Raw genomic sequence first — 14,340 nt, forward strand, 5'->3', positions numbered from 1 at the left:
CGTCCCAGCTCGATACAGCGTTCGAGCCGGGTGAATGGTGCAGGTATCCTAAGATATAAATAGACCGGTCGTCTACAAATGATCCAAGATCAGGATGACTCACGATCAACGGTCTGTCGTATCTGGCCTGCCTCAAACTGCCGCCAGCTGGCACCGCACAACGGGCTCGGGTCATTTTGTGTATCATCGGCCCCTAAACATCGTCTCCAGACGCGATTTTCTGGCGACAGGCATTAAGGTAGTCCGCCCCATGACCAACGCCATCTCATCTTCCGCTCCGCGCACCAAGGGGCGCCCTCGCACGTTCGACCGCGACCAGGCGCTGCTTCGGGCCCTGACGGTGTTCTGGAGGCGCGGGTATGAACCTGCATCGGTGGCAGAGCTGTGTACCGCGATGGGTATCAACCCACCCAGCCTGTACGCGGCGTTTGGGAATAAGGCCAAGTTGTTTCTGGAAGCCGTCGACTACTACGAAACGACCTTCTGGGATGCCACCTGGGAGAAAATGGGCAGTGAGCCGGACCTGGTGCGCGGCATCAGCGACTTTTTCCAGGCATCAGCCGCCATCCTGACAGAACCCATGGCTCCGTGTGGCTGCATGGTGGTTCTCGCGGCGGTCAACGTTTCAGAGGATGCCGCAGAGGTTTCGGCGGCACTCAAAGCCCTGCGCCAGGAAGGTCGGGACTACCTGCAGCAACGACTGGATCGCGGGGTTGAGGACGGTCAGCTCAAGCCGCAGACCAATACCAGCATTCTCGCCAGTGCGTTGAATACATTGCTCGAAGGCATGTCGTTGCAGGCCCATGATGGAGCCAGTCGTGAAGACCTTGAGGGCATCGGCGCCACCGCCGTGGCGATGCTCACCCCTTCCCTTGCCCAATGATGAGGCTGGCTTTGCGCTGACTGCTTTTCAGGCCAACAGCCGACGGCTCATTTCAAACGCCACATCAAACGGTGCGTGGGTTCTGTTGACCTTGACCAGCAAAGAGGCACCCAGCCACATCTGATAAAGCGCTTCTGCCAGTACAGAGGCTTCAGTGGGCGCGGTGATGGAACCATCGGATTTGCCTTGCTCAACGCAGCGAGTCATCCGCTCGATGATCAGCGCAGTGCCTTTTTCAAGGACGGCACGCATGTTTTCGGAGAGATCACACACTTCTGCCCCCAGCTTGACCACCAGGCATTTTTGGTCGGCGTGATCAAAAGCCTGTGTCTTGGCCCAATACCGCAGGTAATTCAGCAGTCGCTCTGCCCCGCTGCCCTCTTTGGCCATCTGCACATCAACCCGCGAGAGGTACTCTTCAAAGTACTCTTCGAGCAGTGCCTGGCCAAATTCATCCTTGGAACGGAAGTAGTGATAAAACGAGCCTTTAGGCACGCCGGCGGCGCCAAGCAACTCGGTCAGGCCAACCGCCGTGTAACCCTTGTGGGTCATAAGCGATCGGGCGACATCAATGATGTGCTGGCGCATGTCTTGGACTGGTTTCTTCATAGTGCGGCGCATGCTATCAAAAAAGCATCGCGGGTCGCATGCTTTTAAACGGTGCGCACACGCCCCTCCAGCCAGCGATGGGCAACGTGCTCATAGACGACGTATCCGCCCTGAAACCGGTGAGTTGGCTTCACCGTCACCGACGACAACCGACAACCGACAACAGAAATGAATATATTTACCGCGTAAACATAACTATTATTTGACCATGATTAAAGAATTGAAAACCCTCATCGCCGTGGCGAGAGAAGGCACCTTTGCGGCTGCGGGCAGCAAGATAGGGCTGACCCAGGCAGCTGTCAGTGCGCAAATGCAACGTCTTGAGGCTGAACTCGGCGTCGAGCTGTTTGACCGACAAGGCCGCTCGGCCCAACTCAACCAGATGGGGCATCAAGTGCTGTTGCAGGGACAGGAGTTGGTGCGCCAGTTCAAGAATCTGGGCACAACAACCGTGGGGCTGCCTGCAAGCATTCTGGTGACGATTGGAGCCATTGCCTCTGTGCAACGCTCGTTTTTACCGGAAGCGCTGGCGCAGTTTCACCAACAATTCCTGGAGTGCAGGACTCGAGTGATTCCGGGCCTTTCAATGGAGCTGGTCAATCAGGTGGATGCTGGCGAGATCGACATGGCCGTGATCATCCGCCCGCCTTTCTCACTTCAAAGTGACTTGCGATGGACAACGCTGGCGCGCGAACCCTATCGGCTCATCGTGCCGGCCGACATGCCCGGGGATGACTGGTCTGAACTGGTCTCGACCCAGCCATTCATACGTTACGACCGATCGTCTTTCGGCGGTCGGCAGGTTGACCGATTCTTGCGCCAAACCCATGTGGTTTTGCGAGAAGTATGCGAACTCGATGAGCTGGATGCGATCATCAAGCTGGTTGCCAATGGGGTGGGCGTTGCGCTGGTTCCAGAAACGGCAACCCATCAAGGATGGCCGGCAGAGGTTCGGGCCATAGACCTGAAGCAACGGACATTTCATCGTGATATCGGGCTCGTGCATCGCGCGCGCCGCAGCCTCACCGAGCCTGTGAAGTCACTTGTCCAGCTGATTACCGAGCAGGTTCTGAAAAAAACCTGATGCCTGTCACGGTAATCAGTCGCTGAACATGATCACTTTATTTAACTACTCGTCTACGTTCATGAACTCTTTGGCCCACACCTGATAACGCTCTGGTCGCGTGTAAGTGTGGGTCAACTCTGTAGCACTCAGATCAGAGGTGCTGCAGGTGACATTGCGCTGTTCGCGCAAACAGTCGTAAGTGGCTTTGATCGAAGCAAAATAAGCCGCATGCCCGGCTACAACGATCCGCACGCCCAGCGCAGCCAAACGCTGGCTGTCGGACAGTTCGGGGTTTCCGTAAGTCACCAGCATCAGCGGAAGCTCGACGCCTTCGGCAATCTGCTCAAGGTGAGCAAAATCCTTCACGCCAACCAGGCAAATACCATCTGCACCAGCCTCGGTGTAAGCCTTGATACGGGATTTCACATGCTCGACGGATAACGTCCCGGCGTTGGTTCGGGCAATGATCACCAGCTCAGGGTCTACGCGAGACTCAATGGCAGCCTTGATCTTGCCACTGCCCTCTTCAATCGAGATCAGATCGGTCGATTTGCGGCCGAACTGCGCAGGCAGGAGGGTATCTTCGATGGTCAATGCAGCCACACCGGAACGCTCCAGCTCCGCCACGGTACGCATCACGTTGAGTGCGTTGCCGTAACCATGATCGGCATCGGCAATGATCGGCAACTGTGCCACACGCCCGATCCGGGTCGCCTGCTCGGTAAATTCACTCAATGTGATCAGGGCAAAATCTGGGGCTGCCAATACTTGCAGCGAAGCAACCGAACCGCCCAGGATACCGGCTTCAAAACCCAGGTCGGCGGCAATTCTGGCAGACATGGGATCGAACACGGAGGCGGTGTGAAAGCAGGATGTAGAAGCGAGTAACTTGCGAAATTCGACCCGCAGTTGCTGATGGGAAAGTCTGGACACGTTGGCACCTCGGACGAATGTTATCTACACGGGTAAGACTGGATGGAAGTAATACACGCAATCGATTGCGAATTGAGCAGTTTGGCCCACCCGTACGGCCTGTCCTCCTGAGTGACCTGCAGGAATCAAATGACGCGCTGGGCGTCGTTTGCGTTTTCCTGGCAGGCGGGCTCCTGCCCTCGTACAGGGGACTGATTTTACGCGGTCGATCCATTATTTAAAGCTGATTATTTTTCGTCGGCTCACAACCCTTGTCCGTCAACTTTATACGTTCGCATCTGCGCGCATACAGCTCAGCTCCCAGCCCTGTGCTCAATCGACATAAAAAGAGCCTTCGACGCTCTCAACGTGGAAGGCTCTTATACATCTCAGATCAGGTGCTTTGCCCAACGCTCGCGCTAGCCTGACGTACGAGTGGAGCCCTCTCCCACTTGGCGATCACCAGGGGAGCAATGGCATTCCCGAGAACATTCAAGGTCGTTGTTCCGCTGTCGATAATCCTGAAAATACCGGCGATCAATGCGACCCCTTCCAGCGGCAGTCCGGCCGATGCCAGGGTGGCCGAGAGAATAATGATCGCGAACCCAGGCACTCCTGCTGCGCCCTTTGACGTCAAGACCATCGTCACCACCAACAGAATTTGCTGGGTCAGCGACAGTTCAATGCCATAAAGCTGAGCGATAAAGATCGTCGCCACTCCCAGGAAAATGGACGCGCCATCCAAATTGAAGGCGTAACCGACCGGTACCACGAAGCTGACAATTCGCCGTGGAACGCCATAGGCTTCGAGCTTGCTGATCAACTGTGGCATCACGGCTGCCGAGGCAGCACTGGAAAAAGCCAGGATCAGCTCATCCCTGAAGTACTTGATCAGCTTGAACACGTTTTCGCCGATCAGATAACAAATACCTCCCAGGAACACCAGGGCAAAGGTAATCAGTGCGAGGTACACGACACCAATCAACTTGAGCAATGGCAACAGTGAAGCAAAGCCAAAGGTCGCGACTGTCGCCCCGATCATCCCGAACACGCCAATCGGCGCATACGCCATGACAAACGAGACGACCTTGAACATTGCATCAGACAAACCCTGAATAACCGCAATGACCGGCGCACTCCTGGTTTTGGGTAATGCGTTCAACGCCATCCCGAGCAGCACGGCAAAAAACAGCACTGACAGCAACTTCGCTTCCGACATTGCAACGATGACGTTATCGGGCACGATATTTTGCAGAATGATCAGCGCGCCTTTTGAAGGCTCCATGGTGACCGTAGAAGTGCCGCTGTGCGCAATGCCTGCTATCTCGGTGCCTTTACCGGGCTCGAACACATTGGCAAAGATCAGCCCCATGACAATGGCCAGGCTGGTGATCGCAAAGAAGTAAATCAGGGACTTTGCGCCCATACGGCCAAAGGATTTGTTATCGCCTCCCCCTGCGATGCCGAGGATCATGCAACAAAAGACAATGGGAACAACCACCATCTTCATCATCTTGATGAAGATGTCTCCAAGGGGTTTGAGGATCTCGGTACTTACCCATACTTGATTCTGTGGGTGGGTATTGAAGTACCAACCCACGAGCACGCCGAGCAACAGCCCAGCAATAATTTGCCAAACTAATGGGATACGTTTCATGTCTAGCCTTTTATTTGTATGAAAGGACTGCATCAGGCAGTAGCTAGATTCATGAGCTTCATGCTCACTTGAGATTTCCTGGCGCAACGGTATTGCGCCAGGTTTTTTATTATTTTGCGAAGAGCTGACTCATGTCCTTGAACGCTTTGAACTCGAGGGCATTACCACACGGATCAAACAGGAACATGGTGGCTTGCTCACCGACCTGCCCCTTGAATCGGATGTAGGGTTCAATCACAAATTCGGTACCGAAGGATTTCAGTCGCTCGGCCAGGGCTTCCCACTGTGCCCACTCAAGAATGATGCCGAAGTGCGGCACCGGTACGTTGTGGCCGTCTACCGGGTTGCTGTGCACGCTTTCCTGAGAGGCGGTCTTGGGGTGTTCATGGATCACCAACTGGTGACCGTAGAAGTCAAAGTCAACCCATTGGGTGCTGGATCGCCCCTCGGAGAGCCCGAACACTTCACCGTAAAAGGTGCGTGTAGCGACCAAGTCATAAACTGGGATTGCGAGGTGGAAAGGAGAAAGGCTCATCAAGACTCCGGCTGCAGTTTTTATTGGCTTATGAAGTCGAACAGCACGCGAGCTGCTCAACGGCTTTTTCAAGGTGGATTTATGCTAAAGCCGTATCACTCTTAAAAAAATCAATATAAATTTTTCATAAACACAAATAATTTTGATGCTTCAGGAACCCTTAATGATCAATGTCTTTCGTTCATCCAGGCCTCTGCTACGCGCGCGCAAAGGCCACCCGACACAGTGACCTGCCATTGCGGCGGTGTGCATGAGCTCGTTTTTTTGGGGGGGGTAGGCAACTTATACAGGCAGCAGCCCACGGTGCCCGCCAAGCTCTACGTAACTTGACTCGCCACCGCCGGTGGCGCCCGACAGCCAGCCCCATACAAAATCCAGAGTCGTACGCCCTGACGAATCAACACCTACCGTGCCGCGGGACCAGCCAGAAAGAAGCTCACCTTCGGTGGTCAGGCACTGGAAAAGCAGCTCAATGCTGTCGGGACCTGTCACGCGCCCGACTTGATTGCCGGTACGGATCCGACCGCCCTGATAAGTGCCTGAAATGCCATGCTTATCGACCAGGTAATGAAATACCGTACCTGCACCCGAAAGCCCGTGGGTATTGCCGGCTACGCAAAACCGTCGATTGTGCAAGCGCTCGCTGATTTGAGAAAAGGGGGTTTGCATCCAGATCGCATCCTGTCATCGAGGGAGTCCATTGTTGCTTTCGATGATCCTAACCCAGGGCCGCAACCAAGGCCTAGACCCTCTGAGTGCTGGCGCAGTCCTGCCGCTCCCGGTGTCAACAGGCCTCTGTCCAGCCGTCCCGAAAGCGCCCTGATGCAAGCCGTGTTGTGGCCAAGTAGTAGAGTTCACCCATTCAACGGTTGGCGATCTACATTTCATCAAAACGAACATCGCTTGCATGAAACGCGAGGAAAAATGGCTATCTTTACGTTAACGTAAAGGGCAAACCATTCAGGATGATCACGGCATGAGTCAGCTAACTCCCTCCTTGCAGGATACCGCCGCGCCAGATGGCGTGTGCTACGGCTGCGGCAGCAGTAATTCCCAGGGTTTGCATATCAAGAGCTACTGGCATGAGGACGGCGTGCATGTCATCGCCGAACACTTGCCTGACCCCAAGTACTGCGGCTGGCCCGAGCTGGTGTACGGCGGCATGATCGCAATGCTGGTTGATTGTCACTCCAACTGGACGGCAATGGCTTATCACTACCTCCAGGAGAACCGCGATGTGGCCAGCAAGCCGCGCATCAACTGCGTTACGGGCAACCTGGGAATCAAGTTCATCAAACCCACCCCCATGGGCGTGCCACTGACCCTGCGGGCCAGGGTTGAAGGTGATGTGGGGCGCAAGACGCGGATTCTGTGTGAAGTCTATGCAGGCGATGTGCTGACGGCGGTCGGCGATTCCATTTTTGTGCGCGTCGATACCGGGCTACTGGCTACTGCCGCCCACGGACGCGAAGCGGGTGAAGGATGACACGTGATGCCGCCTCTGCCTGAGGCGGCTTTGAACCCGGTTGCACGCTGTGGGCGTTACTTGCCGAGCACCTTGGCGTTCTTGGTGCGGATCTCCTTGATGACCGCATTCACGCGGTTGACCAACACATAGTGCCCGCTTATCTGTACCCACTGCTCATGCTCACCAGGCTGTGGAAGCCCTTTGGCTTTCCAGTCCTTGATCGCGACTTCTTCCCGTGTGTATTGGTCCGGAGCCTTGTCGCCGTTGCCATAGCAACTGCTCAGATCCATGGACTCGGCGAGTATCTGTCCGGGCTTGCAGTCCGCAGGTTTGTCATCGCCAGCCTGGGCTGCGTAAGGCAGTGCACTCAAAAAACCAGCCAATAGTGATGCAGAAATCAAGCTGCGCATATTCACCTCATCGTTGTTACCAGCCATCGCCGGTATGGCAATACAGACTTCATGGACACGCCGCGCAGTGATTACGTTCCGGCTCACTGATCGACGGCAACGTTGATGGATGCCAGTCGGTGGATGCCCGCAGGTGGATTGAGCAGCCTCAGCGCTGATCAAAATAATTGATTACGAGATCATCAATGACGATTGGACTCCTCCACTGGCGTGAGGTGAAGTAACCACAGGACCGGTAACAACAATAAGCGGCCGTTTGTGGAGAACAGCATGTCATTCAATATCAGCAGCTTCCAGCTTGAGGGTCGTCGTGCCCTGATCACAGGATCAGGCAAAGGAATCGGCCTGGAGCTGGCACGTGGCCTTGGCGCTGCCGGGGCAATTGTGGTGATCAACGATCGTAATATCGAAAAAGCCCGCGCAATTTCCAGCCAACTGCGCGAGGAGGGCCTGAAGGCAGAATTCGCAGCGTTTGACGTCACCAACCGTGAGCAACTGTTTGCCGCGATCAATGCTTTCGAGACCGACACCGGCGCCATCGACATTCTCGTCAACAACGCCGGCATTCAGCGCCGTGCGCCGCTGGAGGACTTTGCCGAAAGCGACTGGAACGACCTGATGCGGGTCAATCTGGACGGTGTGTTCCATGTGTCCCAGGCGGTTGCCCGGCACATGATTGCTCGCGGGCGCGGCAAGATCATCAATATCTGCTCGGTGCAAAGCGAACTCGCGCGTCCGACCATCGCGCCGTACGCAGCCTCAAAAGGCGCAGTAAAGATGCTCACCAAAGGCATGTGCGCAGAATGGGCACGTCATGGTATTCAGGCCAATGGCCTGGCACCGGGCTACTTCGCCACCGAGATGAATCGCGCCCTGGTCGACAACCAGGAGTTTTCCGAGTGGCTGTGCAAACGCACCCCGGCGGGCCGCTGGGGGCGTGTTGAAGAGCTGTGCGGAGCGGCCGTGTTTCTCGCCTCCCCGGCTTCGGATTTCATCAACGGTCAGACGCTGTTTGTGGATGGAGGCTTGACCAGCGTTGTTTGACCCGCACCCGCAAAAAACAATAACAAGGAACACCCATGAGCATTCTTAAAGAACCTGCACTGCCCTTGACCAATAGAGCCAGTACCCAGGTAACGACCAAAGGCTTTGCGTCCAAACGCTGGCTGTATCTGATCCCGCTGATTTTCATTACCTACAGCCTCGCGTATCTGGACCGGGCCAACTATGGCTTTGCCAGTGCGGCGGGGATCGAGCAGGACCTGGGTATCACCAAGGGCATGTCCTCGCTGATAGGTGCCCTGTTTTTCCTGGGGTACTTTTTTTTCCAGGTGCCTGGCGCCATCTACGCGCAGAAATACAGTGTGCGCAAACTGGTGTTCTGGAGCCTGATTTTGTGGGGCTTTTGCGCCATGGCCACGGGCCTGGTGACCAATATCCCCATGCTGATGTTTATTCGCGTTTCCCTGGGGATTGTTGAGGCGGCAGTCATGCCGGCGATGCTGATTTTCATCAGCAACTGGTTTACCCGCAAGGAGCGTTCGCGGGCCAATACTTTTCTGGTACTGGGCAATCCGGTCACGGTGTTGTGGATGTCGGTGGTATCCGGGTATTTGATTCAGGCCTGGGGCTGGCGCGAAATGTTTGTGATTGAAGGCGCGCCTGCAGTGCTGTGGGCATTTGTCTGGTGGCGCATGGCGCGGGACAAGCCCGAGCAGGTCGACTGGCTCACTGCCCAGGAAAAAACCCAACTGGCCGCGACCCTCGCGGACGAACAGAGAGGCATGAAGCAAGTCCGTAATTACCGGCAGGCGTTCACCAGCCCTGTGGTGATCCAGCTGTGCTGTGTTCACGCGCTGTGGAGCATTGGCGTATACGGTTTCATCATGTGGCTGCCAAGCATCATCAAACAGGCCGCTGCTGCGGATATCGTCACCGTCGGCTGGCTGAGTGCAGTGCCCTATGTCGCTGCCGTTGCCGCGATGCTGGCGGTGTCCTGGGCCTCAGACAAAACCCAGCAACGAAAACGTTTCGTCTGGCCACTGCTGGCACTGGGTGCACTGGCCTTCTTCTGTTCGTACCTGATCGGTTCTTCGCACTTTTGGGTGTCGTTTGCACTGCTGACAATTGCCGGTGCCGCGCTGTACGCACCCTACGGGCCCTTTTTCGCGCTGATTCCGGAGGTCATTCCGGCAAACGTGTTCGGCGGCGCCATCGGCTTGATCAATGCGTGTGGAGCATTGGGTGCCTTTGTCGGCTCGTGGATCGTTGGCTACCTGATCGGCCTCACTGGAAATCCCGGAGCGGCTTATATCTTTATGACCGCAGGCGTTTTGTCCTCGGCGCTGTTGATGGCCTGGGTAAAAATTCGGCGTTAACAAACACCCAATTCTTGCGAATCTTTCTCATGGGGATGACAGCGCAAACGGAAATGTTATAAAGTATCAATACCTTGTATGCACTCCTTGCCTGTGATCCCTCAATGACTACCGCAACCCTCGCTCCACCTCCCAACAAGCGCCTGCTGTCCATCGACGCCCTGCGTGGCCTGGTTATTCTCCTGATGCTGCTGGACCATGTGCGCGAGACGTTCTTTCTGCACCGCCAGGTGTCCGATCCCATGAACGTCGACATCACCGACCCTGCCCTGTTTTTTAGCCGGACCCTAGCCCACCTGTGTGCCCCGGTATTTGTCTTGCTGACGGGTCTGTCGGCGTTTTTGTACGGCGAAAAGTATCAGGGCAAGCGCGATGTCTCGGCGTTTCTGTTCAAGCGCGGGCTGTTTCTGGTGGTGCTGGAGTTCACTCTGGTCAATTTCGCCTGGACCTTCCAGTTCCCGCCCTCGGTCATCTATATGCAGGTGATCTGGGCCATTGGCGTGAGCATGATTGCCCTTGCAGCGCTGGTCTGGCTGCCCCGTCCACTGTTGCTGGTACTGGGTCTGGTCATTGTCGCCGGGCATAACCTGCTCGATACCCTGCATTTCCCCGTGGATTCGATGATGCATATCCCTTGGGCGATTTTGCATGATCGTGGCTGGATCGAGTTCTCGGACAACTTGCGCCTGCGCACGTCTTACCCTGTGCTGCCCTGGATCGGTGTGATCGCGCTGGGTTACTGCATGGGTCCCTGGTTTGCCCGCTCTGCCCCGGCTGACGTACGTCAGCGCTATCTGTTGCTTGCAGGTACGGTGGCGCTGCTGGGTTTTGTCGTACTGCGTTTACTGAATGGCTATGGAGAAGTGCCGTGGGTGAGTCATGACGGGTTCACGCAGGGCCTGATGAGCTTTTTCAACATCACCAAATACCCGCCTTCGCTGCTGTTTCTCGCCTTGACCCTGGGGGCTGGCCTGTTGCTGCTACTGGGGTTTGAGCGGGCCGGGCAACGCAAGTGGATCGCCACCCTGGCGGTTTTCGGCGCTGCACCGATGTTCTTCTACCTGTTGCACCTGTACGTGCTCAAAGTGCTGTATGTGGCGAGTGTCGCCCTGTTTGGCCAGAACCAGGGCAACTACTTCGGTTTTGACAGTATCGCTGCGGTATGGCTGACGGCAGTACTGCTGGCCACATCGCTGTATTGGCCTGTGCGCTGGTTTGCTGCCTTGAAAGCCCGCCGCAGAGATATTGCCTGGCTCAAGTATTTCTGAATCTGACACCCACTCCCTCTTGCAAACAAGATCGACTATCATCCCGCCGCCGGTCCCCCCCACGGGGGGGTTAAAAGGGAATCCGAAGTGCCTCTGTCGCACCAAACGGAACTGCCCCCGCAACTGTAGATGACGAGCCTGCTCCGTGTTTGCCACTGGGATACCTCCCGGGAAGGCTGGAGCCAGGCGATGACCCATCAGTCAGGAGACCTGCCGGCAAAGTCAAAAAACCAACCGGCGGGGTGTCCGGGGAAGGCATCCTTGCTCTCGTGCTGTTGCGCCAACAGTGCTCGGTGATGTGTTCCCGGCTGTACACCTGCGTTTTGTGTACGATCAAATGGAGATTGCATCATGCTGTTGCACCGCGCTGTTACCCTTCTTGCCACCCTTGCCTTGCCAGCACTGGCCCATGCGGCCCCTACCCAATACCCCCTGACAATCGAAAACTGCGGCAGCTCGCTGACCTTTCAGCACGCACCCCTGCGTGCCGTGACCATCGGCCAGGCCGGTACCGAGATGTTCTATGCATTGGGCCTGGGCGACAAACTGGCGGGCACCTCGCTGTGGTTCAACGATGTACCCGCCCGGTACAAGGCGCAGAACGACAAGGTCGAGCGGCTTGCCGACAACGACCCAAGCTTTGAGTCGGTGATTGGAAAACGCCCGGAACTGGTGGCGGTGCAACTGGAATGGATGGTGGGCCCGCAGGGCGTGGTGGGGACTCGCGAACAGTTTCATGAGCTGAAAATCCCCACTTACCTGATGCCTTCGGACTGTGAGGGCAAGGACAATCTGCTCGGTGCCGACGGCACGCGCCTGCAGGCATTCAGCATTGACAGCGTCTACAGGAGCATCACCCAGCTGGCTAAAGTCTTCGACGTGCAGAAGCGCGGCGAACAGCTCAATGCCGAGCTCAAGGCCGACCTTGAAAAATCCACCGACTCGCTCAAGGGCAAGGACCTGAGCCACACCAGCGCGCTGTTCTGGTTCTCCAGTGCCGACCTGGATATCGACCCCTACGTTGCAGGTCGCAAGGGCATCCCCGACTTTATGCTCAATACCCTGGGCATACGTAATGTTGTGGAATCCGATGAAGAATGGCCAACCGTCGGCTGGGAAACCCTGGCCAAGGCCAACCCGACGTTCCTGATCATCGCACGCATGGATCGACGTCGTTTCCCGGCCGATGACGTTGAGAAAAAACTCGAATTCCTGCGCACCGACCCTGTGACCCGCAACATGGATGCCGTCAAAAACAACCGCATCATCATCCTTGATGCCCATGCCATGCAGGCCAGCCTGCGCATGTTCGACGGGCTCGAAACACTCGCGACAGCCATCAATGCCTACGACCTGCCCAAATGAGTGCAAGGCTGATGCTCACACTGCTGGCCTTCGTGGCCTTGCTGTTGGCAGTGCTTGGCGGGGTTGCCATCGGCGAAACGCCGATCGCCCCGGGCGTGGTGCTCCAGGTGCTGGCCAACAAGCTGTGGGGCGCCGGGTATGTGCTTGATCCGATCGACGAAGGCATTGTCTGGAACTATCGCCTGACCCGTGCCTTGGTGGCTGCAGCCTGTGGTGCCGGGCTGGCGACGTGCGGGGTGGTGTTGCAGTCTTTGCTGCGCAATCCCTTGGCCGACCCCTACTTGCTTGGCATTTCTGCCGGTGCTTCAACCGGTGCCGTGCTGGTGGCGGTATTGGGCCTGGGTGCGGGCGCCATCTCCCTGTCTGCAGGAGCCTTTGCCGGAGCCATCACCGCTTTTGCTCTGGTCATTCTGCTGGCTCGCGTCAGCGGACCAGCCAGTACCAGTGCCCAGATCATTCTGGCGGGGATAGCCGGCTCGCAGTTGTTCAACGCGATCACCGCGTTCTTGATCACCAAATCGGCCAGCTCTGAACAGGCCCGCGGGATCATGTTCTGGCTGTTGGGCAACCTCAGTGGCGTGCGCTGGTCCTCGGTATGGCTGGCAGTGCCAGTGGCAGTGCTCGGGCTGGCGGTGTGCATGTGGCACAGACGGGCACTGGATGCGTTCACGTTTGGTACGGACTCTGCGGCGTCACTGGGAATTCCTGTGCGCCGGGTGCAACTGTTGCTGATCAGCTGTGCAGCCCTGGTGACTGCGGTGATGGTGTCCATTGTTGGCTCCATCGGTTTTGTCGGGCTGGTCATCCCCCATGCCGTGCGCTTGCTGTCAGGCACCGGCCATGGGCGCCTGGTCCCCTTGAGCGCAATGGGCGGGGCATTGTTTCTGATCGCCGCCGACATTCTTTCCCGCACCCTGATCAAGGGCCAGGTGATCCCTGTAGGCGTCGTTACCGCGCTGATCGGTGCGCCGGTTTTTGCGCTGATTTTGATCAGCAGGAGAAATGCCCGATGAATGAGGCAATTCCAGTATTGAGTTGCAGCGACCTGAGTTACTGCGTCGGTGCTGCTCAACTGCTGCAAGGCATCAACCTGAGTGCGCTCCCTGGCGAGACCCTGGGTATTATCGGGCCTAATGGCTCGGGCAAATCCACGCTGCTCAAGCTGCTGGCCAATCTGCGTGTGCCCAGCCGTGGCGAAGCCTTTATCCACGGGCAGCCGCTCAGAAAAATGAGCCAACGCACCATTGCGCAACAACTGGCGGTGGTTGAACAGCATGCCGATACCCATGATGGGATTGGTGTGTTCGATGCTGTCGCCCTTGGCCGCACCCCCTGGCTGTCAGCATTGTGCCCGTGGTCTGGCAACGACACGGCCATCGTCGAGCAGGCCTTGATCGATGTGGATGCAACACACCTGCGCAGCCGAACCTGGCGCAGCCTCTCAGGGGGTGAGCGCCAGCGTGTACACATCGCCAGGGCTCTGGCCCAGCGCCCGCAGATCCTGTTGCTGGACGAGCCCACCAATCACCTTGATATCCAGCACCAGCTGGCCATTTTGAAAATGGTCAAGGCCTTGCCCGTGACGACCCTGATCGCATTGCACGATCTCAACCAGGCGCTGACCTGTGATCGCCTGGCGATTCTTGAACGAGGTCGTTTGATGGCGCTGGGCAGCCCCCTTGAAGTCCTGACCCCACAACGCCTTGAGGCCACCTTCGGGGTCCAGGCGCACTATTTGACTGACCCTTTTGACGGTGCGCAGATTTTACGAATGCGCCCCTTTTAAACC

15 protein-coding genes and 1 riboswitch are annotated in these 14,340 nt (G+C 56.8%); of the genes, 9 read left to right on the forward strand and 6 right to left on the reverse strand.

The window, feature by feature from the left end; genetic code table 11:
• Positions 1-250: 250 nt before the first annotated feature.
• Positions 251-883 carry a TetR/AcrR family transcriptional regulator gene (locus KO536_RS14675; protein WP_219262210.1) on the forward strand — a complete coding sequence of 211 codons (633 nt, stop codon included), beginning with the start codon at positions 251-253 and terminating at the stop codon, positions 881-883.
• A 27-nt stretch (positions 884-910) separates the two neighbouring features.
• Here the strand turns inward: KO536_RS14675 and KO536_RS14680 are convergent, their stop codons facing one another.
• Complete coding sequence (locus tag KO536_RS14680; protein WP_219262211.1) at positions 911-1,492, reverse strand: TetR/AcrR family transcriptional regulator; 582 nt, start codon at positions 1,490-1,492, stop codon at positions 911-913.
• Between the two features lie 208 nt (positions 1,493-1,700).
• Between KO536_RS14680 and KO536_RS14685 the strand changes: the two genes are divergently transcribed.
• On the forward strand, positions 1,701-2,576 hold the full coding sequence (locus tag KO536_RS14685; RefSeq protein WP_219262212.1) for a LysR family transcriptional regulator: 876 nt from the start codon (positions 1,701-1,703) through the stop codon (positions 2,574-2,576).
• Positions 2,577-2,621: 45 nt separating this feature from the next.
• Here KO536_RS14685 and KO536_RS14690 read toward each other — a convergent pair whose 3' ends face one another.
• From KO536_RS14690 to KO536_RS14705, 4 genes are all read right to left on the reverse strand, one after another.
• Positions 2,622-3,491 carry an oxaloacetate decarboxylase gene (locus KO536_RS14690; RefSeq protein ID WP_133079179.1) on the reverse strand — a complete coding sequence of 290 codons (870 nt, stop codon included), beginning with the start codon at positions 3,489-3,491 and terminating at the stop codon, positions 2,622-2,624.
• Positions 3,492-3,864: 373 nt separating this feature from the next.
• Positions 3,865-5,127: a cation:dicarboxylate symporter family transporter gene (locus KO536_RS14695; protein ID WP_219262349.1), complete on the reverse strand. Its 1,263-nt coding sequence runs from the start codon at positions 5,125-5,127 to the stop codon at positions 3,865-3,867.
• A gap of 109 nt (positions 5,128-5,236) precedes the next feature.
• A complete protein-coding gene (locus KO536_RS14700; protein WP_133079181.1) occupies positions 5,237-5,662 on the reverse strand; it encodes a VOC family protein in 426 nt (141 codons plus the stop codon).
• A gap of 282 nt (positions 5,663-5,944) precedes the next feature.
• A complete protein-coding gene (locus KO536_RS14705; RefSeq protein WP_133079182.1) occupies positions 5,945-6,331 on the reverse strand; it encodes a hypothetical protein in 387 nt (128 codons plus the stop codon).
• Between the two features lie 307 nt (positions 6,332-6,638).
• On the opposite strand from KO536_RS14705, the gene KO536_RS14710 reads away from it, so the two are divergent.
• Positions 6,639-7,148: a PaaI family thioesterase gene (locus tag KO536_RS14710; protein ID WP_133079183.1), complete on the forward strand. Its 510-nt coding sequence runs from the start codon at positions 6,639-6,641 to the stop codon at positions 7,146-7,148.
• A gap of 56 nt (positions 7,149-7,204) precedes the next feature.
• Here KO536_RS14710 and KO536_RS24330 read toward each other — a convergent pair whose 3' ends face one another.
• A complete protein-coding gene (locus KO536_RS24330) occupies positions 7,205-7,540 on the reverse strand; it encodes an RcnB family protein (protein ID WP_133079184.1) in 336 nt (111 codons plus the stop codon).
• A gap of 270 nt (positions 7,541-7,810) precedes the next feature.
• On the opposite strand from KO536_RS24330, the gene KO536_RS14720 reads away from it, so the two are divergent.
• The 6 genes from KO536_RS14720 (at position 7,811) to KO536_RS14745 (ending at position 14,337) form a co-directional block, all read left to right on the forward strand.
• Complete coding sequence (locus KO536_RS14720) at positions 7,811-8,584, forward strand: SDR family NAD(P)-dependent oxidoreductase (protein WP_133079185.1); 774 nt, start codon at positions 7,811-7,813, stop codon at positions 8,582-8,584.
• Between the two features lie 35 nt (positions 8,585-8,619).
• Positions 8,620-9,918 carry an MFS transporter gene (locus KO536_RS14725; protein WP_133079186.1) on the forward strand — a complete coding sequence of 433 codons (1,299 nt, stop codon included), beginning with the start codon at positions 8,620-8,622 and terminating at the stop codon, positions 9,916-9,918.
• 104 nt (positions 9,919-10,022) lie between these two features.
• On the forward strand, positions 10,023-11,186 hold the full coding sequence (locus KO536_RS14730) for a DUF1624 domain-containing protein (protein ID WP_133079187.1): 1,164 nt from the start codon (positions 10,023-10,025) through the stop codon (positions 11,184-11,186).
• A 33-nt stretch (positions 11,187-11,219) separates the two neighbouring features.
• Positions 11,220-11,419: riboswitch (cobalamin riboswitch) on the forward strand.
• A gap of 118 nt (positions 11,420-11,537) precedes the next feature.
• The gene (locus KO536_RS14735) at positions 11,538-12,551 is read left to right on the forward strand and encodes an ABC transporter substrate-binding protein (protein WP_133079188.1); all 1,014 of its coding nucleotides are present in this window, start codon (positions 11,538-11,540) and stop codon (positions 12,549-12,551) included.
• An 8-nt stretch (positions 12,552-12,559) separates the two neighbouring features.
• A complete protein-coding gene (locus KO536_RS14740) occupies positions 12,560-13,564 on the forward strand; it encodes an iron ABC transporter permease (protein WP_219262351.1) in 1,005 nt (334 codons plus the stop codon).
• A complete protein-coding gene (locus KO536_RS14745; protein ID WP_257622945.1) occupies positions 13,561-14,337 on the forward strand; it encodes an ABC transporter ATP-binding protein in 777 nt (258 codons plus the stop codon). Before KO536_RS14740 ends, KO536_RS14745 begins: the two co-directional genes overlap by 4 nt.
• Positions 14,338-14,340 lie beyond the last annotated feature (3 nt).

Origin of the sequence: Pseudomonas sp. NKUCC02_KPG (assembly GCF_019345465.1) — a bacterium.
Lineage (GTDB): Bacteria > Pseudomonadota > Gammaproteobacteria > Pseudomonadales > Pseudomonadaceae > Aquipseudomonas.

Coding starts and splice junctions, on each gene's coding strand:
- KO536_RS14695 (WP_219262349.1), bottom strand. CDS start 5,127: ATGAAACGTATCCCATTAGTTTGGCAAATTATTGCTGGGCTGTTGCTC.
- KO536_RS14700 (WP_133079181.1), bottom strand. CDS start 5,662: ATGAGCCTTTCTCCTTTCCACCTCGCAATCCCAGTTTATGACTTGGTC.
- KO536_RS24330 (WP_133079184.1), bottom strand. CDS start 7,540: ATGCGCAGCTTGATTTCTGCATCACTATTGGCTGGTTTTTTGAGTGCA.
- KO536_RS14705 (WP_133079182.1), bottom strand. CDS start 6,331: ATGCAAACCCCCTTTTCTCAAATCAGCGAGCGCTTGCACAATCGACGG.
- KO536_RS14745 (WP_257622945.1), top strand. CDS start 13,561: ATGAATGAGGCAATTCCAGTATTGAGTTGCAGCGACCTGAGTTACTGC.
- KO536_RS14675 (WP_219262210.1), top strand. CDS start 251: ATGACCAACGCCATCTCATCTTCCGCTCCGCGCACCAAGGGGCGCCCT.
- KO536_RS14685 (WP_219262212.1), top strand. CDS start 1,701: ATGATTAAAGAATTGAAAACCCTCATCGCCGTGGCGAGAGAAGGCACC.
- KO536_RS14710 (WP_133079183.1), top strand. CDS start 6,639: ATGAGTCAGCTAACTCCCTCCTTGCAGGATACCGCCGCGCCAGATGGC.
- KO536_RS14730 (WP_133079187.1), top strand. CDS start 10,023: ATGACTACCGCAACCCTCGCTCCACCTCCCAACAAGCGCCTGCTGTCC.
- KO536_RS14720 (WP_133079185.1), top strand. CDS start 7,811: ATGTCATTCAATATCAGCAGCTTCCAGCTTGAGGGTCGTCGTGCCCTG.
- KO536_RS14735 (WP_133079188.1), top strand. CDS start 11,538: ATGCTGTTGCACCGCGCTGTTACCCTTCTTGCCACCCTTGCCTTGCCA.
- KO536_RS14680 (WP_219262211.1), bottom strand. CDS start 1,492: ATGAAGAAACCAGTCCAAGACATGCGCCAGCACATCATTGATGTCGCC.
- KO536_RS14725 (WP_133079186.1), top strand. CDS start 8,620: ATGAGCATTCTTAAAGAACCTGCACTGCCCTTGACCAATAGAGCCAGT.